Source organism: Chryseobacterium sp. G0201 (assembly GCF_003815655.1).
In the GTDB taxonomy this organism is placed as follows: domain Bacteria; phylum Bacteroidota; class Bacteroidia; order Flavobacteriales; family Weeksellaceae; genus Chryseobacterium.
Map to the genome: position 1 here is coordinate 3,285,325 of NZ_CP033917.1, position 26,887 is coordinate 3,312,211.

The 26,887-nt window shown below is 34.2% G+C and carries 20 protein-coding genes; 13 read left to right on the forward strand and 7 right to left on the reverse strand.

Going from position 1 to position 26,887, the window contains the following annotated elements; translation table 11 throughout:
* Positions 1-77 precede the first annotated feature (77 nt).
* On the forward strand, positions 78-2,432 hold the full coding sequence (locus EG348_RS14805; protein ID WP_123983769.1) for a choice-of-anchor L domain-containing protein: 2,355 nt from the start codon (positions 78-80) through the stop codon (positions 2,430-2,432).
* A 69-nt stretch (positions 2,433-2,501) separates the two neighbouring features.
* Here EG348_RS14805 and rsmA read toward each other — a convergent pair whose 3' ends face one another.
* Entirely contained in the window at positions 2,502-3,272 is a 771-nt protein-coding gene (gene rsmA, locus EG348_RS14810) for a 16S rRNA (adenine(1518)-N(6)/adenine(1519)-N(6))-dimethyltransferase RsmA (RefSeq protein ID WP_123983770.1), read from the reverse strand.
* Between the two features lie 91 nt (positions 3,273-3,363).
* Here rsmA and EG348_RS14815 point away from each other — a divergent pair, with 91 nt between their 5' ends.
* From EG348_RS14815 to rluF, 5 genes are all read left to right on the forward strand, one after another.
* A complete protein-coding gene (locus tag EG348_RS14815) occupies positions 3,364-4,263 on the forward strand; it encodes a cell division protein FtsX (RefSeq protein ID WP_123983771.1) in 900 nt (299 codons plus the stop codon).
* A 2-nt stretch (positions 4,264-4,265) separates the two neighbouring features.
* The gene (locus tag EG348_RS14820; RefSeq protein ID WP_123983772.1) at positions 4,266-4,562 is read left to right on the forward strand and encodes a DUF3098 domain-containing protein; all 297 of its coding nucleotides are present in this window, start codon (positions 4,266-4,268) and stop codon (positions 4,560-4,562) included.
* 89 nt (positions 4,563-4,651) lie between these two features.
* On the forward strand, positions 4,652-5,470 hold the full coding sequence (locus tag EG348_RS14825; RefSeq protein ID WP_123983773.1) for an undecaprenyl-diphosphate phosphatase: 819 nt from the start codon (positions 4,652-4,654) through the stop codon (positions 5,468-5,470).
* A gap of 47 nt (positions 5,471-5,517) precedes the next feature.
* Positions 5,518-6,216, forward strand: coding sequence for a tRNA pseudouridine(55) synthase TruB (truB, locus tag EG348_RS14830; RefSeq protein ID WP_123983774.1), 699 nt, complete (start codon positions 5,518-5,520; stop codon positions 6,214-6,216).
* A gap of 10 nt (positions 6,217-6,226) precedes the next feature.
* The gene (gene rluF, locus EG348_RS14835; protein WP_123983775.1) at positions 6,227-6,952 is read left to right on the forward strand and encodes a 23S rRNA pseudouridine(2604) synthase RluF; all 726 of its coding nucleotides are present in this window, start codon (positions 6,227-6,229) and stop codon (positions 6,950-6,952) included.
* A gap of 160 nt (positions 6,953-7,112) precedes the next feature.
* Here rluF and EG348_RS14840 read toward each other — a convergent pair whose 3' ends face one another.
* Both EG348_RS14840 and EG348_RS14845 read right to left on the reverse strand, forming a co-directional pair.
* Positions 7,113-8,414 (reverse strand): helix-hairpin-helix domain-containing protein, encoded by a 1,302-nt coding sequence (locus EG348_RS14840; protein WP_317126975.1) that lies wholly within the window; start codon positions 8,412-8,414, stop codon positions 7,113-7,115.
* 134 nt (positions 8,415-8,548) lie between these two features.
* A complete protein-coding gene (locus tag EG348_RS14845) occupies positions 8,549-8,890 on the reverse strand; it encodes a MerR family transcriptional regulator (RefSeq protein ID WP_123983776.1) in 342 nt (113 codons plus the stop codon).
* Between the two features lie 151 nt (positions 8,891-9,041).
* Between EG348_RS14845 and EG348_RS14850 the strand changes: the two genes are divergently transcribed.
* Complete coding sequence (locus EG348_RS14850; RefSeq protein ID WP_123983777.1) at positions 9,042-9,923, forward strand: AraC family transcriptional regulator; 882 nt, start codon at positions 9,042-9,044, stop codon at positions 9,921-9,923.
* A 123-nt stretch (positions 9,924-10,046) separates the two neighbouring features.
* Here EG348_RS14850 and ccoG read toward each other — a convergent pair whose 3' ends face one another.
* On the reverse strand, positions 10,047-11,489 hold the full coding sequence (gene ccoG / locus EG348_RS14855; protein ID WP_123983778.1) for a cytochrome c oxidase accessory protein CcoG: 1,443 nt from the start codon (positions 11,487-11,489) through the stop codon (positions 10,047-10,049).
* A gap of 257 nt (positions 11,490-11,746) precedes the next feature.
* Here ccoG and EG348_RS14860 point away from each other — a divergent pair, with 257 nt between their 5' ends.
* Positions 11,747-12,640: an SMP-30/gluconolactonase/LRE family protein gene (locus tag EG348_RS14860; protein WP_123983779.1), complete on the forward strand. Its 894-nt coding sequence runs from the start codon at positions 11,747-11,749 to the stop codon at positions 12,638-12,640.
* Between the two features lie 121 nt (positions 12,641-12,761).
* Here the strand turns inward: EG348_RS14860 and EG348_RS14865 are convergent, their stop codons facing one another.
* Together EG348_RS14865 and EG348_RS14870 are read right to left on the reverse strand one after the other, a co-directional pair.
* On the reverse strand, positions 12,762-14,069 hold the full coding sequence (locus EG348_RS14865; RefSeq protein ID WP_123983780.1) for a DEAD/DEAH box helicase: 1,308 nt from the start codon (positions 14,067-14,069) through the stop codon (positions 12,762-12,764).
* Positions 14,070-14,386: 317 nt separating this feature from the next.
* Complete coding sequence (locus EG348_RS14870) at positions 14,387-15,655, reverse strand: hypothetical protein (RefSeq protein WP_123983781.1); 1,269 nt, start codon at positions 15,653-15,655, stop codon at positions 14,387-14,389.
* Positions 15,656-15,964: 309 nt separating this feature from the next.
* Between EG348_RS14870 and rpsA the strand changes: the two genes are divergently transcribed.
* The 4 genes from rpsA to EG348_RS14890 all read left to right on the forward strand — a co-directional run bounded on the left by rpsA (position 15,965) and on the right by EG348_RS14890 (position 22,933).
* Positions 15,965-17,767, forward strand: a complete 1,803-nt coding sequence (rpsA, locus tag EG348_RS14875) for a 30S ribosomal protein S1 (protein WP_123983782.1) — start codon at positions 15,965-15,967, stop codon at positions 17,765-17,767.
* Between the two features lie 325 nt (positions 17,768-18,092).
* Positions 18,093-20,744 (forward strand): T9SS-dependent M36 family metallopeptidase, encoded by a 2,652-nt coding sequence (locus tag EG348_RS14880; protein WP_123983783.1) that lies wholly within the window; start codon positions 18,093-18,095, stop codon positions 20,742-20,744.
* 128 nt (positions 20,745-20,872) lie between these two features.
* Positions 20,873-21,853, forward strand: coding sequence for an EamA family transporter (locus EG348_RS14885; protein WP_123983784.1), 981 nt, complete (start codon positions 20,873-20,875; stop codon positions 21,851-21,853).
* Between the two features lie 84 nt (positions 21,854-21,937).
* Positions 21,938-22,933, forward strand: coding sequence for an alpha/beta fold hydrolase (locus EG348_RS14890; protein ID WP_123983785.1), 996 nt, complete (start codon positions 21,938-21,940; stop codon positions 22,931-22,933).
* Positions 22,934-23,403: 470 nt separating this feature from the next.
* Here the strand turns inward: EG348_RS14890 and rplS are convergent, their stop codons facing one another.
* Complete coding sequence (gene rplS / locus EG348_RS14895) at positions 23,404-23,760, reverse strand: 50S ribosomal protein L19 (RefSeq protein WP_047398112.1); 357 nt, start codon at positions 23,758-23,760, stop codon at positions 23,404-23,406.
* A gap of 282 nt (positions 23,761-24,042) precedes the next feature.
* Here rplS and EG348_RS14900 point away from each other — a divergent pair, with 282 nt between their 5' ends.
* Entirely contained in the window at positions 24,043-26,784 is a 2,742-nt protein-coding gene (locus EG348_RS14900; RefSeq protein ID WP_123983786.1) for a fibronectin type III domain-containing protein, read from the forward strand.
* Positions 26,785-26,887 lie beyond the last annotated feature (103 nt).

A 26,887-nucleotide genomic window follows, 5' to 3' on the forward strand; every position in this document is an offset into this window, starting at 1 on the left:
ATTTTTAATAATAAAAAAGTTAAATATATATACGATATATTTAAAAAAAAATTAAATTTGTTGAAACAAAAAGTATTATGAAGAGATATCTACCGTTTTTTTTCTTTTTTTTATTCAGTTCGACATCATTATTCTCGCAAAATGCACCACCTAGAAAACCTCAAATAAAAAAGCTTTCGGCTTCAACTGCCAAAGCGGGGGCTCTTATTGATGTAAATGCTCCTGGATATAATGAATCAAATTTTACGATGGAGCAATTGGTGAAGGATGTATTGATATCATCAGGAACCAATTCGTGTATTACACCCAGCGTTTCCAACGTTGTTGTAACTCCAAATTTACCGGCCAGTAATGCAAATAGAGCTTGGGGTTATTTTCATAAATCAACAAGTAATTTTCCTTTTAAAGATGGGATTGTTTTAGTGACAGGAAAAGCTAACCGTACAGGAAATACACCCGACACAGGTCTTAGTGATGTAGTGGGGACAGGTAGTGACCCAGACTTAGTCGCGGCAACCAATCCAAGTAAACCTTTGAACGATGCGGTAATCTTAGAATTTGATTTCGTTCCGACGTCATCTCAGGTTAAATTTAATTACATAATGGCTTCTGAAGAATATACAGGCAGTTATCCTTGTAGTTTTGCAGATTCATTTGCTTTATTAATTAAACCCACTTCAGGAGGACCATATGTTAACATGGCTGTATTGCCGAATGCCGGGGGTCCTGTAAGTATTACAAATATTCACCCTGCGATTACAGGTTTTGGAGGATGTGCTGCCGTAAATGAACAATATTTTGCAGGTTATAACCCTCCAATTGGTGATACCAACCTTAATGGTAGAACAGTTCCTCTTACTGCTACAGCAACTGTAGTAGCAGGACAGCAATATCATTTTAAAATGGTAATTGCTGATGCAGGAGATACAGCTTTTGATTCAGCGGTATTTTTAGAAGGAGGATCTTTTAAGATTGGGGTAGATTTATTAGACCCTTCGGGAGCTACTTTACCTTCAGATATTAATGTTTGTGATAATGTACCGCAAGTAATCACAGCATCTGTGAGTGATCCTAATTTATTATATCAGTGGTTCCTTAACGGTGTGGCTATTAATGGTGCTACAACAAATACAATTACGGCTACTCAGCCGGGAAGTTATACTATTGAAGTAAGCGTTCCGGGGAATCCTTGTCCTGGAAAAGCATCAATTCAAATTCATGGAGGAACGACGCCGACTGCTCAGGATGCAAGTTTGCTTTTGTGCACCACTCCTGATATTACAACGTTCGACTTATCGACTGCTATGCCGTTAATAAGTACAACCCCAGGTGCAATATTCCGTTTTTATCAAAATCAGGCAGATGCAATCGCTCAAAACAACAATTTTATTACCACTCCATTAAACTATAATGGAAATGACGGCCAGATTCTATATGTAGTTGTTTCAAATGGAGGATTCTGTAGTAAGATGATTGAGTTGAAATTATCAAAAGAAGTAACACCTAAAGCGACTTTGGTTTCTTCCAGAATTAAAATATGCCCGGGAGAATCAGTAAATTTAACAGCTACAGGAGGCAATACTTACTTATGGAATAACTTTTTAGGTACAGGACCAACTCAAACTGTTACTTTATTTAATACAACAACATTTACAGTGTATGCTATCGGAGCTAAAGGGTGTAAATCTTTACAGCCGGCAACAATAACGGTGGAAGTGGTTCCGGAAATTGTAACTCCATTGAAAGATGTAGAAATGTGTCTTGGAGACAGAGTAATCTTGGATGCAGGAGCAGGTCCTAATTACAAGTATTTATGGAATACTGGCGCTACAACGCAGACTATTTCAGTAGATGAATGGGGAATTTACACAGTTGAAATTGATAACGGAATTTGTAAGAAAATCTTCACTGTAAAAGTAATGGGAGCACCTTCACCTTTTGTTTCTAATATCAATTATGGAAACGGTACTTTAACAATTACGGCCGAAAACCCGCCAATCAATAATATTCAGGGAGTTCTAGAGTATTCTGTTGATGGAGGTATTACTTGGCAGCAATCGAATGTATTTACAGGATTGCAGAGTAATACGACATACAATATTCAGGTGAGGGTAGTAGGTACACATTGTATGGGAGCGCTTGAGTTCTTTACACTGCAGATTTCAAACATTATTACACCTAACCAAGATGGCGTAAATGATGTGCTGGATCTTACATCACTTGGAGAGTTCAAAAACTTCACAGGTTCTATCTACGACAGATACGGAGTTGAGATGTTCAGATTCTCAAAACAAAATCCTATCTGGAATGGTACGGTAGCAGGTAAGAGATTGCCGACGGCTACTTATTGGTACAAATTCAACTTTGATTATCCAAAATCAAAAGCTCAGATGAACTGGTCTGGTTGGATCTTATTAAAGAATAGAGAATAATAAATAGATAATGCAACTATCAAAAAAGCCTTTCAAATTTAATTGAAAGGCTTTTTTATTTTTAAGATTTTATCGGTTTTCTTTCCAGAGTTTGGTGAAATTGATAAAGTCGCTAACACTTAATTCTTCAGCTCTTTTATCCATGAACTCATGTGTTTTTAATTCTTCAGGAATTTCCAATACTTTTAAAGAGTTGGATAATTTTTTTCTCCTTTGATTAAAACCGGCCTTTACGATTTGTTTGAAAAGCACTTCATTTCCTGCCAACCCTTCTTTTGGGTTTCGGGTTAATTTAATAACTCCCGATTTTACCTTTGGAGGGGGATTGAACACGTTTTCATGCACCGTAAACAGATAAGTTACATCATAGTATGCCTGAACCAAAACAGATAGAATTCCGTACTCTTTTGTTCTTGGGACAGATGCTGTTCTTTCTGCCACTTCTTTTTGGAACATTCCTACCATTTCCGGGATCAATTCATAGTGATCTATAATTTTGAACAAGATCTGTGAAGAAATATTATAAGGGAAGTTTCCAATAATAGCAATTTGATCGTTATTAATAAAATTGAAATCCTGTTTCAGGAAATCTCCTACAAAGATCTCTTCTGTAATCTTAGAATAGGTATTTTTCAGGTAGTCTATAGATTCGGTATCTATTTCTGCAAGATAAAGATTTTGCTCTTTTTCGAGAAGGTATTTGGTAAGAACTCCCGTTCCCGGGCCTATTTCCATAATATTATTATAGTTCTCAAAACTAAGACCTTCTACGATTTTTCTTGCGATATTTTCATCTGTCAAAAAGTGTTGACCAAGATGCTTTTTTGCTTTTACACTCAAGTTTTTTTATGATTTTATTAACAATGATTTTCTCTATTTCGTCCCAAATTTCGGAAGTTTTTTTCTAATTTAGCCAAAAATTTTAATATTAATGGCTAAATCTGTAGATGAATTTAATAAAAAGAGACTTCGATCGAGCAATATTACAGTCGTAATAAGTATTGCCTTAGTGTTATTTTTGTTAGGATTAATGGGACTTATTTTGATCAATGCCCAGAAATATTCCGACTATATCAAGGAACAATTGGTTGTCAACGCCTACTTTGATGAAAACTATGACGCGAAAGACTCTGTAAAAATTGCAAAATTTGAAGAAGAAACTTTAAAGAAAGTACAGACTTTGGCACCTGTAAAAAAGGCGACCTACATTTCTAGAGCTGCCGCTGCAATTGAAGCGAAAAAAAGTATGGGAATTGATAGCGATGCGCTTTTCGAGGAAAATATTTTCCCTTCTTCTATAGAAATTGCTCTGAAACCTGAATATGTAGACCCTGCAAAAATTGATGCAGCGATAAAGATCATTAAATCCGTTCCGGGAGTTGTAGACGTTAAGAACGACAGTACCTTAATGGTAGATGTATACAACAACCTGAGTAGAATTTTAAAATGGATTTTTGGTTTTTCTCTTTTATTTTTGGTGTTAGCGGTAGTTTTAATTAATAACTCTATCCGTCTGAAAATATTTTCAAAAAGATTTATTATCAAAACCATGCAGTTGGTAGGGGCGAAAAGAAGATTTATCTTAAAGCCTTTTATCATTGAAGCTGTTATTTTAGGAGCTATCGGTTCTTTTATCGGGCTTGCTGCTTTATGTGGTGTTTGGTATTATTTCACGAGTCAGATCGGTTCATCATTCGTACAGGATAATCAGCAGTATTTTTGGTTGATCTTACTTGTATTGGGAGTTGGAGTTTTAATCACGGTTCTAAGTACAATCATCGCAACATGGAGATTCCTCAAATCTAACGTTGACGATTTATATTATTCTTAAAAATGAGCAAAAAAACAAATAAATTTTCTGCTGCTGATTTCGGTAAAGAAACTGAAGTTACACAGGAAAACACGTTCTATTTCGGACAGCAAAATTTTAAATGGATGCTTATTGGTTTAGCATTTATCGTTGTCGGATTCTTATTAATGATGGGACATGACGCTAATACTGTTGACGGAAAATTTGATCCTAATTCTTGGAATGAAGATATCTTTTCTATCAGAAGAATCAGAATTGCACCTCTGTTCATTGTAATAGGGTTTGTGATTGAAGGGTACGCGATTTTAAAAAGAAAATAATTAATTTTTATTTTAAAGATTAAGAAATAGCGAGATTTAGAAAGTTCTAGATTTCAATATCTCTTAATCTTTAAATTTTTATATATACTATGGATTTAATCAAAGCAATCGTTATTGCAATTATTGAAGGGCTTACAGAATATCTGCCAATTTCCTCTACTGCACACATGGGTTTTGCTGCTAATTTAATGGGCATGCAGGAAGATGAATTTTTAAAAATGTTTCAGGTTTCCATTCAGTTTGGAGCGATCTTGTCTGTTGTGGTGGCATATTGGAAAAAATTCTTTGATTTCAATAATATCAAGTTTTATTTTAAGTTGGCTTATGCAGTTGTTCCTGCTTTGGCTTTAGGATATTTGTTTGATGATAAAATTGAAGCCATTCTTGGAAATCAGATTGCAATTTCATCCGTTTTAGTACTTGGTGGAGTTGTTTTATTATTTGCAGATAAATGGTTTAAAAATCCAACCATCGATGATGAAAAAGGAATTACCGTAAAAAAAGCAATAACAATCGGCTTCTGGCAGTGTCTTGCGATGATGCCCGGAACGAGTAGAAGTGCTGCTTCTATCATCGGAGGTATGACGCAGGGATTAACGAGAAAAGCTGCGGCAGAATTTTCATTCTTTTTGGCGGTTCCTACGATGTTGGCGGTTACGGTTTATTCTGTTTTTGTTAAAACTTGGGGTAAAGAAACCGGTAATCCTCAAAAAGGATACGAAATGATCATTGCATCAAACGACCACATAATGATCTTTGTGATTGGAAATGTTGTTGCATTTATTGTCGCATTAATTGCCATTAAAGCTTTTATCGGAGTTTTAAATAAATATGGTTTCAAACCTTGGGGATGGTACCGTATTTTTGTTGGATTGGCTTTATTGATTTATTTTTACTTTTTTAAATAATCAGGTTAAAAAATTACTGATTACCAATTATATATTACTCATCATTCATGACAGCTGAAGAACTGCAATCAGGACACGTATTTTTATTAGACAAACCTCTGGATTGGACTTCTTTTCAGGCAGTTAATAAAATGAAATATAAACTCAAAAGAGAGTTTAATCTTCCTAAGAAATTTAAAATTGGTCATGCCGGAACATTAGATCCGAGAGCAACCGGACTGCTTATCGTATGTTGTGGGAAATTCACCAAGAAAATCCCTGAAATACAGGATGCGCCAAAAGAATATTGGACGGAAATTAAAATTGGCGTACAAACAGAATCTTACGACACCGAAAAACCTGAGATCCTTCAACAGGATTATTCGCATATTTCAGAAGAGCAGATAAATGAAACTGTAATGAAATTTTTGGGTGAAATAGATCAGACGCCACCTGTTTTTTCAGCAATAAAAATTGACGGAAAGAGAGCCTATAATCTGGCTAGAGCAGGAGAGGAAGTAGAAATGAAATCCAGAAAAACAACGATTCTTTATATTGAAGATATCAAAATCAATCTTCCTTTGGTAAGCTTTACAGTAGGCTGCTCTAAAGGAACTTATATCCGAAGTCTGGCTCATGATATAGGGCAGGAATTGGGTGTTGGTGCTTATTTAACACAATTAAGACGTACAAAAATTGGGGACTATAAAATTGAAGAGGCAACGACTCAGTTTTTAGATAATGATTTTAGATTTGATAATAATTAAAAACTAACCTATGCAGGAGAAAACACGTATCAATAAATATTTATCTGAAGCCGGCTACTGCTCGCGAAGAGCAGCAGATAAGCTTTTGGAAGAAGGCAGAATTACGATCAACGGTAAGGTTCCTGAAATGGGAACTAAAGTTTCTGATGAAGATATCGTGGAAGTTGATGGTAAACCAATACGTGAATCTGAGGATGAGCCTATTTACATTGCTTTCAATAAACCTGTAGGCATCGTGTGTACAACAGATACCAAGCGCGAAATAGATAATATCATAGAATATATCAACCATCCGAAAAGAATTTTCCCGATCGGAAGATTAGATAAACCAAGTGAAGGGTTGATTCTTTTAACTAATGATGGAGATATCGTTAATAAAATTCTAAGAGCAAGAAACAATCACGAAAAAGAATATTTGGTACGCGTGGATAAGCCAATCAATCCAAAATTCTTAGATAAAATGAGAAACGGAGTTCCTATTTTAGATACGGTCACAAAAAAATGTGAAGTTGAAAAAATAGATGATATGACTTTCAGAATTGTTCTTACCCAAGGCTTAAACAGACAGATTCGTAGAATGTGCGAATATCTTGGCTACGAAGTAAAGAAGCTTAAAAGAATCCGTATCATGAATATAAAACTGGATCTTCCCGTTGGAAAATGGAGAGATTTGACGGATACCGAACTTTCTACTTTAAATGATTTGCTTGGAGATTCTAGCAAAACTATAGACTAGCTGGAATTTTTGGTTTACAATAAATATACAGATGCTTCGACTCCGCTCAGTATGACATTTCTAATACTAATCGTACTATTTTAAAAGTAAATTTTTAGTGATGTCATGCTGAGCGGAGTCGAAGCATTTCAAGGAAATAGGAATAATTCAAAACACATTACTATTTCAAATACAGTTTCATTCTCGTCTCATATTCCGGTTTTACTTTCAATAATTTCCAGATTTTCTTTTCGTCACGTTCGCTTATTCTGTAGAAAATAATTTTATCAGCAGAATATTTAAAATAAGGATGATTTTTCAGCCATTCTTCCGGTGCATCGACTAACGTATATTTTGGAACATTTGAAGTATTTAACGGAGAAATTGCAAGCAGTTTTTGAGTTAAATCTTTATCAATATTATAAGTTGTCAGAATTTGGTCTTTATTCACAAAACCTCCTAGTTTTTTTCTAAATCCTATTATTGAACCCGCAGCTCTTTCATCCATTCCAAACTCTAAAAGTTGTTTAAAAGTAATTGAATTGAGATCGACTTTTGAAAAATCAGTTTTTTCTTGCTTGATCTCCAATTTCTTTTCGTCAGCCTTTGCTAAATTTGATGGATTAAGTTTAATATAAGGTCTTAATTCTTCAAACTTTTCAGCTGAAATCACAAAACATTTTTGAATATCTTCTAAACTTTTAAAACTACCTCTTAAGTTTCGATCACGGTAATTAACAATTGTATTGGCCTGTTTTTCTGAAAATCCAAAAGCTTTCCAACCATCAATATTCAAAGTATTCGGATCAAAAGAGCGATATTGAATTTTAGTTTTTCCAGTAGAAAAGTTTTTAGTAAAATTTTTAAAATTTTCAGGCGTTTTTGCAGGAAGTATCAAATAAGGTTCAAGTTTCTCATAATTTTCATCATTAATGATAAAACATTCTTTAAACTTTTCTTTGCTGACAAAGCTTCCGCCCAAATAACTTTTATATTTTAAAATAGCTTCTGATTGTCTTTCACTAAAGCCCATTTTCACCCAATCATTCACAGAATAATGATCCGGATTGAATTTCCCAGAAATACTGATGCTCTTTTTCTCAAAGCTTTTAAAATGAGTAGATTTAGCTTCTTTATTGGTTTCAGGAAGCAAAATATAGAATTCCAACTCTGCAAATTTCTCAGGAGAGATAGCATAACATTTTTTGAATTGTTCTTTTGACGTAAACCTTCCTCCAACAATTTTTTTATAGTTTAAAATCGTTGCAATTTGTTTTTCTGTAAAACCCAGATTTTGCCATTGTTTTTCGTCAAGATCATTCGGTTCAAATTCGGATAAGTTTAAAGGAACTGTACTTTCAGAAATGAATTTTACATCAGAAAAATCTTCTTTTTCCGTACTCGTATATTTTTGAAATGCAAATACAAGAATCAGAAGTATTCCTAAGCATGCAACTTTTTGGTAATAGTTTTTTCTCATCATTCAGTAAACTTAATGATAATAGTAATCATCAAGCAATGACTAAGTTGGAAATACTATTGTTTGTGATATAATCTGCTTATCAAGCTTATGAATTTAAATCTTAAAAGAGATTTATGTAAATTTTTTAAAGAAAACTATTCCGGATTATCGGCCAATGACTCTTTAAGTTTCAATAATTCTGCTTTTACAAACTCTAATCGGTCAATAATCGTAACGGTTTCAGAGATTTTAGCATTGGTTGTCAAAGCAATTCTGGCTCCGTCAAGCGTGTAGCCTTTTTCTTTTACCAAATGGTAGATGATCTGTAAGTTTTTAATGTCTTCAGGAGTGAAATATCTGTTTCCTTTTTTGTTTTTTTTAGGTTTAATGATGGGGAATTCCTGCTCCCAATAACGTATCAATGAAGTGTTTACATCAAAAGCTTTTGCAACTTCTCCTATAGAATAATACAGTTTGTCTGCTAAATTTATCTTCATTTTACAAATCCTAAAACTCAAAGATAAATATTTTTTGAAGCTTGTTACAAATACGTAACACAAAATGTTTGTTTTTGTTGTATAAATCATGTTTAAAGTCATTCTAGACCTTTGAATTTTTTCTTTATTTTTGATATCAAATAAAATTAGGATGAATTCTATCTCAGTCTTGCATATCGATCTTTTTCAGTCTGGGAAGAATACTTCGGATTTTTATTTTAATACGATGAAAGATCATTTGGTTTCCAGTCATAAACATATTGAGAAACCGCATCGTCACGATTTTTATGTTACCGTACTTTTTACCAAAGGAAAAGGAATTCACGAGATCGATTTTCAGAAGTATGAAGTTTCTGAGGGAAGTATTTTCTTTTTGTCGCCCGGGCAGGTTCACAGTTGGGAGCTTTCAGAGGATACGGATGGTTATATTTTCTTCTGCTCTCAGGAATATTATGATATGCATTATGTGAACAGGAAATTAAGAAGTTTTCCTTTTTTCAGTTCATCAACTTTTCCTAGAAAGTTTCAGTTTGAATCTGAGGAATTATTGAAAATAATTAATCTATTCCAGGAAATAGAAGAAGAATACATTGCTCAGAATATGATGAAAGATGATCTTATTCTTTCATTGATGTCTCAAATTTATATTAATACAACGAGACAGTTTTCTAAAAATTTAGATGAAATAAGTTCACCGACAAGCATTTCTTATTTTAACCATTATCAGGATTTTGAGAATTTGGTTGAACAATATTTTACAACTCAAAAATCAATTGCGCATTATGCTTCTGTGATGGAAATTTCACCAAAACATTTAAACAGAATTATACAGACTGTAGTTCAAAAAACAGCAACAGAAGTCATCACCGAAAGGGTAATTTTAGAGGCAAAAAGAATGCTGATGTATCTTGATGAAAGTTTGGTGGAAATTGCTTTTCGTCTCGGTTATGAAGAATATTCTTATTTTGTGAGAGTTTTCCGAAAAGGCTCCGGAATGACTCCCACGCAATTTATAAAGAAATATAAGGCTTAAATTTGGTTGTTGGTTTCTGGTTGATAGTTTTTAGTTTAAATAAAATACAAGATTATTTATTTAAAAATTCTCAAGTTGCAAAACTCTAAAAACCTAAGACTCTAAGCCCCTCCAACCCAATATCTACAGTAAAAGTTTAAAGGGACCTTCAAAATTAGTATCAAAAGAGTCGAGCATTTCTCCGCTCTCATCGAAGACCCCGATGGTCATGTTTTGTTTTGAAAATTTAATATCTTCTTCCGGAAAAGTAATGTTGATATTTCCTTTTAAAATTTCATCCCCCTTTAAGATGATTTTTTCTGAACCAAAGAATGTTATTTCTGCATTTTTAGGATTCATTACTTTTATGGTTAACGTCTTTTTCTCATTGGTTTTGTTGAGAAGAGTGTAGATAAAAGTATTCGTTATTTTTCCGTTTTTAATGAAAAATGTTGATCCTGCAGGTTTAATGAATTTGGCTTCCATAGAACCTCGGTCATACATTAGAAACCCAAGGAAACCGATCAGTATAGCGAGAAATGCAGTCGTAACTTTCATTCTTGAAGTAAATTTAAACTTCTCCTGATTTTCAATTTCAGCTTCGGTCGCATATCGTACTAATCCTTTGGGAAGTCCAACTTTTTCCATGACCTCATCACAAGCATCGATGCATGCTGTACAATTGATACATTCTAACTGTTGTCCGTTTCTAATGTCAATCCCTGTTGGACACACAACTACACATTGCTGACAATCAATACAGTCTCCTTTGTTTTCAGCTTTTCGATCTTCTCCATTTCTCCATTTTGAGCGGTTTTCGCCTCTTTTGAAATCATAATAAACATTCACAGTCTGTTTGTCGATCAATACGCCCTGAAGTCTTCCATATGGGCAAACTAAAGTACAAACCTGCTCCCGAAGCCATGCGAAAACAAAATAAAAAGTCATCGCAAAGCCAATCATTCCTATGAATTTTAATGAATGTTCAATTGGACCTTCTTTCATGATCTTAATAACCTCTTCATAACCCACGATATACATGAACATGAAATGTGAAATAATAACGGAGATCAATATGAAAATAGACCATTTCGTTACTCTTTTTCTGATCTTTTCAGCGTCCCATTCCTGTCTGTCGAGCTTCATTTGTTTGTTTCTGTCGCCTTCGATCCAATAGTCGATTTTTCTGAAAACACTTTCCATAAAAATGGTTTGCGGACAAAGCCAGCCACAGAATATTCTTCCAAAAACGACGGTGAAAAGCATGACGAAAATTACGGAAGTAACAGCTCCTAAAGCCAGAATAAAGAAGTCCTGAAGATAGAATGGTTGCCCAAAAATGAAAAACCTTCTGTCGATAACATTAATTAATAAAAAAGGATTATTGTTGATCTTTACAAAAGGTAACCCGAAAAATAAGGTAAGCAGAAAATAACTTACATAATTTCTATAGTTTGTATATTTTCCTTTTGGCTTTCGCGGAAAAACCCATTTTCGGTTTCCGGTTTCATCCATCGTACCAACCGAATTTCTAAAAGCTTCATTTTCAATGTCTGAAGTTTTAATGTCGCCGGATTGTATGTTCATCGCTTAGATTGTTTTAATTTTAAAGGTCATGTAAAACTTGATTTTTTTCTCATTCACGTGTTGGGTAATGAAGAGGATGTCTTTTGATTACACTATTGCAAAGCTTTGAATTAAACCAATTAATAACTAATACCATCTACTTATAAAATAGTACAATTGGGACATTTTGTATTTGTGTTTTTAATAAATCAAAATGAGAAAATAAACTTTGAATCTTATCCCTGATATCGTAAATTGTAGCCATTAAAAAATGGAGAATGAAAAATATCTTTAAAATAAGCCTGATTGGTTTGGTTTTCGCATTAGTAAATTGTAAATCAGTAAATTATAGCAAAATGTTTTATGATGGTGTAAAGCCGGAAAGGGTTTCCGATAAATTCAGTTTTACGGAAGGCCCGTCTTCGGATAAAGAGGGGAATGTATATTTTACAGACCAACCCAATGATAAGATCTATTATTGGGACTGGAAAACCAACCAGGTAATCGTATTTTTGGATAAATCGGGGAGAGCCAACGGAACGCATTTCGATAAGGATGATAATTTAATCACTTGTTCGGATGACAATGGCGAGATCTGGAAAATTTCAAAAGACAAAAAAGTTCAGGTTCTATTAAAAGGTTTTGAAGGGAAAAGATTGAACGGACCAAACGATGTCTGGAACGACGAATTTGGCGGAATGTACTTCACAGATCCTTTGTATAAAAGAGATTATTGGGTAAATTTCAAGCAAGAAACTCCTAATAAAAGTTTATATTACAGAAATAAGGATGGAAAAATTGTCAAGCTAGATACTTTCACCCAACCTAATGGAATTGTAGGAAGCGAAAAGTATAAAAAACTATACGTTTCAGATATCGATGCCGGAAAAACGTATGTTTACGATATTCTTGGCGAAGGAAAATTATCTGAGAAAAGATTATTCTGTGAAATGGGTTCGGACGGAATGACGCTCGACAAGCACGGAAATCTTTATTTAACAGGTAAAGGAGTAACCATTTTTAATCGCGATGGAAGAAAGATCTATCAAATTCCAATTGATGAAGAATGGACTTCAAATGTGACATTCGGAGGAAAGAATAATGAAATTTTATTCATCACAGCTTCAAAATCAGTGTATACTTTACCGACAAAAGTGAAGGGTGTTAGATAATATTATAAAAAATTGTCATTGCGAGGAATGAAATGACGAAGCAATCTCTTAATTTCAAGTTGAGATTGCTTCACCTTCGATTCGCAATGACAATTTTTTGTTGATTAATGGTTCAAAAATATTAATAAGCAACCTCCATTTTCACCTTCTTACCTTTCAGTTTTTCAGCACTCAATGTATCCAATAATGTTTTGACTTTATTTCTTGAAACGGCAACGTAAGAAGTCGTATCTTTTACTTCAATCAAGCCAATATCTTCTTTTCTAAGTTGTCCTTTTTTAATTAAATATCCAACGATATCCACTTTATTGACCTTATCTTTTTTTCCGGCGCTTATGTAAACCGTTTGAAAAGGAGTTTTTTCAGGAAATGTATTGAATCCTTCAACGCTTTCTTCAGGAGTATCATTTTTAATGAATGGGAAATTTTCTTCCGCAGTCATGATCAGATAAGCAAAACCTTTAGCGTTCATTCTCGCGGTACGACCGTTTCTGTGAATAAAAGCATCTTCTTTATAAGGTAATTGATAATGAACAATTGATTCAACTTCGGGAACGTCTAAACCTCTTGAAGCTAAGTCGGTTGTAATTAAAATTCTTGCAGAATCATTTCGGAATTTCAGTAAAGCTCGCTCTCTTTCGTCCTGTTCCATTCCGCCGTGGAAAGTTTCTCTGTCGATTCCTTTTTCAGCCAAAAGGTCAGAAATACGGTCTACAGCCTCACGGTGATTACAGAAAATCAACGTTCTTTTATTCCCGATTTTACAGATCAAATTAAACAAAGTATCTAATTTTTCCTCAGAAATAGTCATTACTTTTCGTAACTGAATATCCGGTTTTGCATCGCCTAATTTCAAGAAATCGATGATCTTCTCATTTTTCAACCCTGTGAACTCCGGAATTTCATCCATCGCTGTAGCAGAAGTTAAAATTCTTTGCGAAAGACCTCTCAGAGAATTGGAAATGAACTCCATATCTTCGTGAAAACCTAATTCCAACGCTTTATCAAACTCATCCAACACCAAAGTTTTAATCGTTTTTGGATCGAAATTGTTATTTCTTAAATGATAAGTAATCCTTCCCGGAGTTCCGATCAAAACTGCCGGAGCTTCAATTAAATTATTGACCTCAATTTTTTTATCATGACCTCCATAGCAAACAGAAACTTTAAAATCCGTTCCCATAGATTTAAAAACCTGCTCAATCTGCAACGCCAATTCTCTCGCCGGAACCAAAATTAAAGCCTGAATTCCGGAAACATCTTTTTTCAGATTTCGAAGAACGGGAAACAAAAAAGCAAGCGTTTTCCCTGAACCTGTAGGAGAAAGCAAAACAACATCAGTATTGTTTTCAGTGGTCTTGTATGTAGATTTCTGCATCTGATTCATATCCTGAATCTGCAGTTTTTGATATATTGATTCTAATTCCATTTTGCAAAGATAATAAATTAGGATAGGAATTAGGATTTAGAGCTTAGTTTGTACGCGTATCATTCTGAATGGGGTGAAGAATACATCATTACTCCAATTACTCATTAATTATATTTTAGGAGCAATTTCCCGCTTTCCATTACAATCTTTTTTTTCAAAAAAGGATTTTCTTTGCAATCGGGGCTAGAGTATTTGTCGTTACTTCAACGGGCAAGACATAGCCGCCCACTTTGCTATTGATTACCTCGAATCTTCTATTTTTACAGTTATATAGACTCATATTGTAGAGGTTGAATTGTAAAATTATTGTATGTCAGCTATTTTGGCAACCTGCTCAGCATCTCTTTTCCCCTTAACAAAGTGACTGGATAGGCTTCAGTGGGATTGGAAATAGATTTTTTGTACAAATCTTTTGCTGTGGCAGTGTTCCCCTGAGCGAAATTGATAAAACCTGATATTTCGTACATGAAATTACGCAGCTTGAGATCTTTTTCTTCTTTGGTAGAGAGATATTTTAAAAGTTTTTCAGCGGAAGTCAGGCGGGGATCTTTGTATGGTGTGATGTCATATCCGTTGGGTTTGCTGAACCAGTAATCCCACATGGCGCCGTTATTGTGTTCATTCCATGAATATTTAATCAACTGTAAAGCTACTTCCAGCAAAGCAGGATCCAAATTTTTATTTTGGGGATCCGATTTTTCACTTTCTGCAATATATCGGTCGATTGTGGTTTCTATTCCTTTATTCATCATTTCCTGAAAAATAGATTCTTTAAGGTATAAAGAATGATTTTTGGAGAAATTTTCATAAGCAAATGAAGCAGGAAAATGATCTGCCAGATTTTCTATATGGTAGCCTTTTTTGAGCTCGGATTTTAAGTCAATTTTATATACTGTATTGTAGTCGTGAAAAAGATAGACGTAGATAATTCCCCTTTTAAGATCGCAGATGGTAGAATATAAAGTATTCAATTCTCCTTCCTGATGGGTTTTATCTAAAATGGTTTTCAAAAACCCAATATTATTTTTATTGGAGGCAGCAAGCATTTCATTGGCTAAGTCTGGTCGTCTGCATGACAGTTTTCCATTGATCATATTGCAGTTTGAATTCACCTGAAAATCACCCATCTTTTCTATGATTCCTCCAGGAGTGATTACAATAGAATTTCCTTCCTTATCGGCTAATAAAGCCTTGGCAGATATTGCATAGTCATATTTTTTCAACAAAACCATGGCTTCTTTTACATTTTTGCATTTTCCTAATATTTCCCACATCAAATCTCCTTTGTAAGGGTTTTTCAGGTTCAGTTTACTGAGGTCGTAATTGGCTGCTGCAAAATCATAGAACAGTCCGTATTCATTCATAGCTGCGGCGGCCTGCATATCCGGAGCTCCGAAACTTATGGATCCGTAGCGGTCTTTAGTGGCAGGATTATACCAGATTCTTGTAAAAGGAGTCATGTCATCTTCATTAGCCGCAACGAATGTTTCTCCACCTCTTGAACAGGAAAATATAGTACAGGCTTTTACCGAATTCATCCCCGATGAAATGATGGTGATGAAAATTAAAAGGAAATGTTTATACATGATATAGTTTTTATAAATATTGATGTTTTGATTACAAAAAAGTGATTTTGTTAAAGTTTTTTTGAAAAATATATTTTTATTTAAAACTTAGTTAATACAGGGTTATGAAGGTTATCACCAATTCCTATATTTCCAAACGGAAAGGAAATAAAATCATTGTCAATATTAAAATAAATTCTGTATCTTTGCACCACTTTTTGTGGATAAGGTTTGAAAAGGTAAATTATTATAAATTAATTACTTCCGTATTTTTTAAATCCACATTTATTCAAACCATTAAAAAAGAAGGAATACAAATTTTATTAGAAAATGTCAAAAGAGACAAATTCAGCAGAGGTTATTTTAAACCAAAACGTAGCACCAGAACAATTTGATTGGGATTCTTTCGAATCAGGTCTTGATGCAGATGCGAGAAAAGAAAAAAGCGATTTAGAGGAAATCTACAACGGATCTTTAAGCAGTTTAAACGATAACGACGTTATCACTGGTAAAGTTGTAAGATTAACTGATAAAGAAGCTATCGTAGACATCGACTTCAAATCAGAAGGTGTTATTTCTCTTAACGAATTCCGTTACAACCCAGGCCTAAAAGTAGGTGACGATGTGGAAGTAATGGTAGACAGAAGAGAAGACAAAACAGGACAGTTACAGTTATCTCACAGAAAAGCTAGAACGCTTAAAGCTTGGGATAGAGTAAACGAACTTCACGAAACTGGAGAAATCGTTAACGGTTTTGTTAAGTCTAGAACTAAAGGAGGTATGATCGTTGACGTACACGGAATCGAAGCATTCTTACCAGGTTCTCAAATTGATGTTAAGCCAATTAAAGATTACGATCAGTTCGTAGGTAAAACTATGGAGTTCAAAGTTGTGAAAATCAACCCTGAGTTCAAAAACGTAGTTGTATCTCACAAAGCATTGATCGAAGCAGATATCGAAGGTCAGAAAAAAGAAATCATCGCTCAGCTTGAAAAAGGTCAGGTTCTTGAAGGTACTGTTAAGAATATTACTTCTTACGGTGTATTCATTGACTTAGGAGGTGTTGATGGATTGATCCACATTACAGACCTTTCTTGGTCTAGAGTGAACCACCCATCTGAAATCCTTGAGGACGGACAGACTGTAAAAGTTGTTATCCTTGATTTTGATGACGAAAAAACAAGAATCCAATTAGGTATGAAGCAATTAGAAGCTCATCCTTGGGATGCTCTTTCTGCTGACATGAAAGTTGGAGATAAAGTAAAAGGAAAAGTAGTAGTTCTTGCTGACTATGGTGCATTCGTAGAAATCGCTCCAGGTGTAGAAGGATTAATCCACGTTTCTGAAATGTCTTGGTCTACTCACTTAAGATCTGCAGGAGATTTCGTGAAAGTAGGTGATGAAGTTGAAGCTGAAGTATTAACTTTAGATAGAGAAGACAGAAAAATCTCTCTTGGTATCAAGCAATTGTCTAAAGATCCATGGGAAAACATTGAAGCTAAGTATCCAGTTGCATCTAAGCATGTAGGAACTGTAAGAAACTTTACTAACTTCGGAGTATTCGTTGAGTTAGAAGAAGGTATTGACGGTTTAATCTATATCTCTGATCTTTCTTGGACTAAGAAAATCAAGCACCCATCTGAGTTCTGTGCAGTAGGTGATAAATTAGATGTTGTAGTTCTAGAATTAGACATCCAAGCTAGAAGATTATCTCTAGGTCACAAACAATTAACAGATAACCCTTGGGATGCATTCGAAACTAAATATGCTGAAGGAACTATCCACGCTGGTAAAGCGGTAGAAGTACACGATAAAGGTGCTTCTGTACAGTTCGAAGATGCTGAGGTTGAAGCTTTCTGCCCTTCAAGATTATTAGAGAAAGAAGATGGATCTAAAATCAAAAAAGGTGAAGATGCTCAATTCAAAGTAATCGAATTCAACAAAGAATTCAAGAGAGTAGTAGTATCTCATACTGGTATTTTTAGAGACGAGGAGAAGAAAAACGTAAGAGAATCTTCTAACAACAACAGATCTAATAATACATCATCTTCTTCAAATAACGAAGAAAGATCAACTCTTGGTGATATCGATGCATTAGCAGAATTGAAAAGAAAAATGGAAGAAGGTAAATAATCCTTAACCCATTTCTGAATATGAAGCCACTCGTAAGAGTGGCTTTTTTTATGGTTATTATTTTGAAATTTCACATTGATAATGAATTATTTTTGTAATATTTCACTATATGTAGAAAAAATTGATTAAGAAATAATTATGATAAAATAATTGAAAAAGAGACTGCTTTTTGGTGGTCTTTTTTTATTAAATATGTCTATTGAAGGGTTTTTAAAAGGTTTTTAGTTTGAAATAAATAATAATATCATTTTTATATTGTAAAAAATACAGATAAAATATTTTCTGATTACGAATTATTTGTAAATTAGCGCCTTTATTAGTGTATATGAAAAAGATAACTCTACCTCTTTTATTTGCTGCATTCGCAGTACTTCCTTCTACTTTATTCGGACAAGATAATGAGAAGTTGATTAAAGATTATATTTCTCAAAATAAGATTAGAGAATATAAAAAATCTGACCTTACTAATTTCATTATTGATAATGTTGATAATTCCAAATCCTTAAACGGAAATGTTGTAAAGTTTCAACAAACCTATAATGGGTTTCCGGTATACAGTTCTGTTGGAACAGTATTAATTAAAGACAATAAAGTAGTGTACTACACAGATAATTTTGTGAAGAATTACTTTGTTTCTACACCTAATACTGCTGTAATAAGTGAAACTACAGCACTTCAGAAAATTGCTGAAGATCTTCAAAATCAAGAAATTAATAACTTAACTATTCTGAATCACTCTGAAAAGAGTACAAACAAGGCTGCATTGGCGATCCAAAGATTGGTTTATGCTAACGACGGAAACGAAAATCTACGTTTAGCATATGAATACAGTTTTACTGAGCCTAAATCTGTAAATTATTGGAATATTTTAGTAGATGCAAATAATGGTAAAATTATTGAAAAAAATAATTTAACATTATCGTGTAATTTTACACATGATCCTTATTCTTCAGATTTTACACATGATCATTTTGCGGATAATACACATCAGTTAATCGGTGCAGAAAATAAAGTTCAACAGAATTTTCCTTTCTTTCTTCCGGATAATGCTTCCTATAATGTGTTTCCTTTGCCTATTGAGTCTGCCTCTTTTGGATCTAGATCAGTTATTTCAAATCCTTGGATACTTAATGCATCCCCAGAAGGATGGCATTCGAATGGTACAACTCATTATACAGTAACTAGAGGAAATAATGTTTTTGCTTATGAAGACGTTGCGGGAACAGCTTTAACGATACCTCCAGATTATTTGCCAGGAACACCAGCAGATGGAGGGGCAACAAGGAATTTCAATTTTCCTTTTAATATTGATGGACTACCTGCACCTAATAGAAATGCTGCTATTACAAATTTGTTTTATTTAAATAATAGAATTCATGATGTTTTTTATCAATTCGGATTTACAGAATCAGCGAGGAATTTTCAAGATAATAACTTTGGAAAAGGAGGTGTAGACGATGACTACGTGTACGCCGAAGCACAAGATGGAAGTGGTTTGAATAATGCCAATTTTGGAACCCCACAGGATGGTTTTAATCCTAGAATGCAGATGTACTTATGGTTAGGGTCGAATCGTAAACTATTTTATAATGCACCATCTGATGCGGTAGCAAGAGTTGTTAATGCTGGTGTTGCACAATTTGGACCTGCTTTAAGTGCTGCCGGAATAACCGGTGATGTAAAGCTTGCAAGTAATATAGACGGGTGTACTGCCTTGCCTGCAGGTGAAATGACAGGTAAGATTGGACTTATTGAGAGAGGAGGAGGCACTAACTGCGGTTTTGCTGTAAAAGTAAAAAATGCACAAAATGCAGGGGCTATTGGTACAATCATTTATAATAATACAGCAAATGGTTCTACTATTGGAAACATGGGAGGTACAGATGCTACGATCACAATCCCATCTATATTAATTACAAACATTGAAGGAGAATTTATTAAAACAAAACTATCTGCAAATAATGTTGTGAATGTTGATCTAAGAGTAGATGCAAAATATGATGGAAGTTTTGATAACGGTATTGTAACTCACGAATATGGTCATGGAATTTCTAACAGATTAACAGGAGATGGTTACAGTTGTTTAAATGCTTTACCAAATCAAACAAACACTACCTATTCTAAAGAACAAATGGGTGAAGGTTGGTCCGATTTTTTTGCTTTAATGTTAACAAATAAAGCGGGAGATAATGCATCAGTTCCAAGAGGTATGGGGACTTATGTAATAGGACAGGGAAATACAGGAGATGGTATAAGACCTGCTAAATATTCTCCTAATTTTACAATAAACGGTTTCACTTATGGTGATACTAACGGAATGGAATACAATAACGGAAGTGCTATTGTTCCGGATGTACATTCTATTGGTTTCGTTTGGGCAACAATGCTTTGGGATCTACACTGGAAGTATGTTGAGAAATATGGTTACTCTTCTGATGTAACTGCTAATACTACGAATGGTAGTTCAAAGGTTTTACAGTTAATTACTGATGCATTAAAACTTCAAGCTTGTGATCCTTCGTTTATTGAGGGAAGAAATGCAATCTTAGCTGCTGAATTAGCTACAACAGCTGGGGTAGACAAGTGTATGATTTGGAATGTTTTTGCAAAAAGAGGTTTAGGAGTGAATGCTTCTGCAGGAGCTAAAATGGATATCAATGATCAGGTAGAAGATTTTACGGTACCTGCTGAATGTAATGTGCTAGCAACGAACGAAGTGAAAGCTGTTAAAAATACAATTTCTATCTATCCGAATCCTGCTAAAAATGAATTCTTCATCAACTTCCCAAGCAATACTCTTGGTAAAGTAAGTGTTGAAATTTATGATATGTCCGGAAAATTAGTTTCTTCAGAAGATAAAATTTCTCCGGATGCTAAAAAAGCAATTTCTACAGATAAATTGGTAAACGGAACTTATATGGTGAAGATTAAAGGCCTTGGTTTTGATGCTTCTTCTAAAGTTATTGTTAAAAAATAATATCTAAAAGACTAAATTATATATCGCCTCAAGCTTGCTTGAGGCGATTTTATTTATCTATGATACTAATCACCTTCTGACAAATTTGATTATTATATCGTAACTTTGCCGGCTGTTTAAAAAAGATTATGAAGAAGAAAAATATACTAAAAGGAGTTTTATTTGTCGGGATTGGAGCCAGTATATATGGTATGTTAGCAACATTTGTTAAAATGGCTTATCATGACGGATATACAACTTCGGAAGTTACAACGTCGCAGTTTGTATTGGGATTGGTGGGATTGTTGATTTTGAATTGTATCCAAACAATAACATCCAAACAAAAACTACCAACACCAAGTGGGAAAGAAATAAAAATGCTGATGTTGGCTGGTACTTCTTTAGGTTGTACAAGTTTGTTTTACTATATCGCGGTTCAGTACATCGCGGTTTCTATTGCGATTGTATTGTTGATGCAGTCTGTTTGGTTCAGTGTCGTGGTCGAAAGTTTTTTAACTAAAAAATTACCAAACGCTAGGAAAATAGTATCAGTTATTATCGTTTTATTAGGAACTGTTTTAGCTACAAACCTTATCAATATGGAAATTGAGCTAGACTGGCATGGTATCTTCTGGGGATTATTGGCAGCAGCTTCTTATACGCTGACAATGTTTACATCTAATACCTTGGCTACCCATTTACCTGTTTTAAGGAAAAGTATTGTTATGCTTACGGGTGGTTCCATTGTAATATTTGCATTCTTATTTTTTGCTCAGATCGGACCCATGTATTCTGATGGTTTAAAATCTTTTTATTTAAATTTCACAGAAAATACACAACATATCCATTCTTTTAATTATTCAATTTTATGGACGTATGGTTTTGTATTGGCACTTTTTGGAACCGTTATTCCGCCGATTTTATTCAATATAGGTTTCCCAAATGCGGGATTAGGTTTGGGAAGCATTGTTTCGTCATTGGAACTTCCGGTTTCAGTAACAATGGCTTTTGTTTTGTTGGGCGAAAAAGTAGAATTGATTCAATGGCTGGGAATTATATTGATTCTTTTTGCTATCGTTTTAATGAATCTGCCTTCCAAAAAAGAACTAAAGGTTGTAGAAGTATCATAAAAAGTTATAATTAAACTAAAAATAATAAGTATAAACCGTTTCTTTTGAAGCGGTTTTTTTACTTTTATACTTAAATAAGATTTCATGAAATATTTTAAAAATGCTGTTGCTGTTATAATGCTATCGATTGCGCCAACTTTACTTTTTTCTCAGGTAAAACCATTGGATGCAGATCTTACGAATTACCAATATCCTTATGAAGTTCATTTTCTTGATTTAAAATCACAAAATAATGATTTGAAAATGGCTTACATGGATGTAAAGCCAAAAACTTCAAACGGAAAAACAATAATGCTTCTTCACGGTAAAAATTTCAACGGAGCGTATTGGGATAAAACGGCAAAGGATCTTTCAGATAAAGGTTTCAGGGTAATTATCCCCGACCAGATCGGATTTGGAAAGTCTTCGAAACCTCAAAGTTATCAGTTCTCATTTTCTCAATTGGCAGAAAATACAAAAGCGATTTTGGATGAATTAAAGATTGATAAAACTATAGTTTTAGGTCATTCAATGGGCGGGATGGTTGCTACAAGATTTACATTGCTATATCCTGAAAAAGTTCAGAAATTAATTCTCGAAAACCCGATTGGGCTTGAAGATTATAAAACTTTTGCAGGTTACCAGACGATAGATCAGGCGTATCAGTCAGAGTTAAAAAATACGGCAGAAACGTATAAAAACTATCAGTTAAAATTCTACTATGATAATAAATGGAAAACAGAATATCAACCGTGGCTTGATTTAATCGCAGGCTGGACTTTACATTCCGATTATCCAAAAGTAGCTTGGGATGCAGCTTTGACATCAGATATGATTTATAATCAGCCCGTTTGCTATGAGTTTAAAAATATTAAAACGCCTACTTTATTAATTATCGGAACAAGAGACAGAACAGCGATAGGAAAGGATAGAGCTCCTAAAGAATTGCAACCAAAAATGGGGCAATATCAGGAATTAGGAAAAAAGACTCAACAACAAATTGCAGGATCAAAATTAGTTGAAATTGAAAATGTAGGGCATCTTCCGCACATTGAAGTATATGATAAATTCTGGAATGCTTTGTATGATTTTATTAAGTAAAGAAGGGAGCTGGAAGAGGAAACTGGTAAGTTTACAGAATTGATAATAATGGATTTTTCATTTTGCTTTGACTCGTCATCCACAATGTTTGTCATTCCGGAGGAATCTAGGCTCATTTTGTAGAGATCGAATTGTAAAATCTTTACTTAGATTCCTCCGGAATGACAAACTTTGTTCTTAGCTTAATTGTGACGTTATATTTAGAAAGAACGACAAAAATTCCCTGGTGGCTTCGGGAACCTCAGCCACCATCCCTAAAATTCTAGCCCCGATTGCAGTGAAAATCCTTTTTTGAAAAAAAAGATTGTAACGGAAAGCGGGAAATAGCTCCTAAAAATAAATGATAAGTAATCGATAATGAGTAATAGATGGTTTGAGATTGCTTCGTCACTTCGCTCCTCGCAATGGCGAAAATAAAAAGAGACTGCTCAAATATGAACAGCCTCTTTTTGTATGTGTTGTTGTCTGAATTATTTCTTCTTGTAAGAAGCATCTTTAATTCTAGCTTTCTTACCTCTAAGATCTCTGAAGTAATAGATTCTAGATCTTCTAACTTTACCTTTTCTGTCAAGTTCAATTTTTTGAAGAGCAGGCATGTTGATAGGGAATACTCTTTCTACACCTACATCACCAGACATTTTTCTGATTGTGAAAGTTTTTGTAGAACCAGTACCTCTTAATTGGATAACTGTTCCTTTGAAGAACTGAGTTCTTGTTTTTTGTCCTTCCTTAATTTCGTAATAAACAGTGATTGTATCACCAGCTTTGAATTCAGGAAATTCTTTTTTTGTAATGTACTTGTCTTGTACGTACTTTAATAAATCCATTTTTAATAAAATAAAATGTTAAGGCTAAGCAACTTACACGTTTTTCGTCAGAGGTTGAATAACAGGTTGCAAATATACAAATTACTTTTTGAATTTGCCAAATAATTTTTTGTTATTAAACTATATATTTTCAGAGTTTTTGGCTTCAAAAATTAACATATCCTTTACGCAGACGGCAGATTCAGTTTATATGGGAATTCTACTTTTGCCCGATATAAAAAGAAGGTAATTTATTCCTCAAATCATTGACACACAATTTAAAACTCTATACACTACTTAATTATGAAACACTACTTATTTTTTTTCTTTTTTGTCGTCCAGATGACATTTGGACAGGCTTTGTATCCGTATTTACAAAATCCGACATCAAATTCTATGATCGTTAATTGGAAGACTTCTTCTAATAATGAAACTACCGTTATTTACGGAAATTCTCCGACAAGCTTGAATGTTACCGTTACAGGAACGACCAACATTTTTTCCGATACAGGATATAATAACAATTATTATTATCACACGGCGAAAATCACCAACTTATTGCCGAACACAAAATATTACTATAAAATAAAAACAGGAACTAGCGAATCTGCAGTTTATAATTTCAGAACACTGCCTTTGCCGGGACAGCCTGTAACAGCGAACGGAAAAATTCGTTTCCTGATTATGGGAGACAACCAGATCAAAGCTGAACCAAGATATGATACGTTGACTTTAAATGCTTTTAAGAAATTAAAGCAAAAATTCGGAGCAACTTCAGATCCTTCCGATAATGTAGCTTTGACCTTTATGGTTGGAGATCAGGTAGATGTGGGAACTTTGGATCATTACGAAAATGTACATTTTAAAAAGAATATTAATTTGTCACCTTATCTTCCGATTCAAACTACCGTTGGAAACCATGAAACTTACGGAACAATGGGGATGAATTCTTATTACGCCCATTTCTATATTGATGAAATTAAATATAAAAACATCAGCTCAGGAAATGAGAATTATTATGCTCAACAAGCTGGAAATGTTTTGTTTATCAGTTTAAGTTCAGAACATACGGGTTCAGCTCAGCAAACTTGGCTTCAACAGATTTTAAATGAAGCAAATAATGATCCTACAGTAGATTGGATCATCTCATTAAGTCACAGACCTTACCAGGCTGAGCAATATGTAGGAGATATTTCGACTTGGGTTAGAAATAATGCCGTTCCGCTTTTAACAACATCTAATAAATATTTGATGCATGTTGGGGCTCACCACCATTTGTATCACAGAGGACAGTTGAAAGATTCACCAAATTATCAACTGATTTCCGGTGGAGTGGCTTGGGATCAATATTGGGGAATGTCTACCGAGCAGGATTTTGATGATGTTCAGAAAACATTGACAGACTGGACATATCAAATCGTAGAAGTTGATGTTACCAATGGAAAAGTTGATGTTGAATGCTACTCAATCGGTGGGGTTTACAATAAAAAGAATAATGAATTAATTGATACATTCCACAGGTATAAAAATCAGCCAAAACCTGCGAAACCATCAATTACGAATACTTTTTCAGCGCCAATAACGTTGCCTTTGACATTAAACGGAAGTACATTTTCATCATCAAGCAACGAATTATTAAATACAACTCAGTTTTTAATAAGTAAAGCTGCTGATTTTTCTGTTATTGAAAAAGAATTCTACAGAGATTACGAAAACTGGTTTGGGAAAGACGGAAACGGAACGCCTGATAAAACTAAAAACTTAAATGCCGGAGTTGACATCACTAAAGCTACTATTGGAACCAATTCTATTTCAAACGGAACTTATTATGTAAAAACCCGTTACAGAGACAGAAACTTAGAGTGGAGCGACTGGAGTGATGTGAAACAGTTTGAAGTTATTGGAAGTGTGGTTTCTAATCCAACATTTGTTTTAGATAAAACCGAATATACACAAAACTCACCTATCACAGCTACTTACACAGGTGGCCCAGGAAATCAGCAGGATTGGGTTGGAATTTATAAAAAAGGACAAAGCCCTGCAGGAGTAACATCTCAAGGTTTTATTTATACTAACGGACAAACTGCCGGAACAGCTCTTTTCATAAATGGTTTGCCTAATAAAGGTCAATATTACGCAGGATTTTTTGCCAATAACGGTTACACAGAAATTACGCCAAGAAAAAATTTCTATGTAGGGCCAAAAGTAGTACTACAGGCAACTGCAGATACGTATCCTGTGGGCGGAACAGTAACTATTAATTTCAGTAATGGTCCAAATTTAGTAAAAGACTGGATCGGAATTTACAAAATGGGACAAACTCCCGGAACAAATACTTCGATCAAATGGGATTATGTAACGACAGCAGCAGGAACGCTTAATTTTACAGGACTTCCGAAAGGATATTATTATGCTACCTATTTGCTTGAAGACGGATATACATCAATTGGAGAGAAAATTTTCTTTAAAGTGGGAGACATTGTTACCGAACTTTGGACGAATAAACCGGTTTATACTTTAGGTGAAAGTATCACGGCTTCTTGGACGGATTCTCCGGGAATCATCAAAGACTGGTTGGGAATTTACCCTCAAAATATCCAGACTACGGATGATAATTTTGTTTCTTACACGTATTTTGATGGCGTAACGCAGGGAACAAAAACAATTCAGGGGACAGCAATTCCTGCCACACCTGGGAATTATTATATGGTAATGTTTACCAACGATTCTTATACAGAGGTTTCAAACAGAGTGCAGTTTCAGGTTTCAGGACCAACGTTAGGAACGGATGAAGTTCATAACAGTACAACTAAAAACGTAGTTTTATATCCAAATCCTACAAAACCGGGTGAACCGACATTTATCAAAAGTGATTATCCGATTGATAAAATTGAATTACTTTCTGCCAATGGAGATCTATTGTATGAATCTAAAAACATCAATAATCAAAGATTTTCTTTGGTGAATGAAAACCTTCCAAAAGGAGTATATTTTGTGAAAGTTCATACAAGAAAATTATTTACGTTGAAATTGATTATTCAGTAGGTATTTAGCTGGAGTTTCCAGTCTTGAACTTTTGTTTCTATTATTTCAGTATAAAAGACATGTAACTAATTTAAATTAAAAAAAGCAGGAATTAATTTTCCTG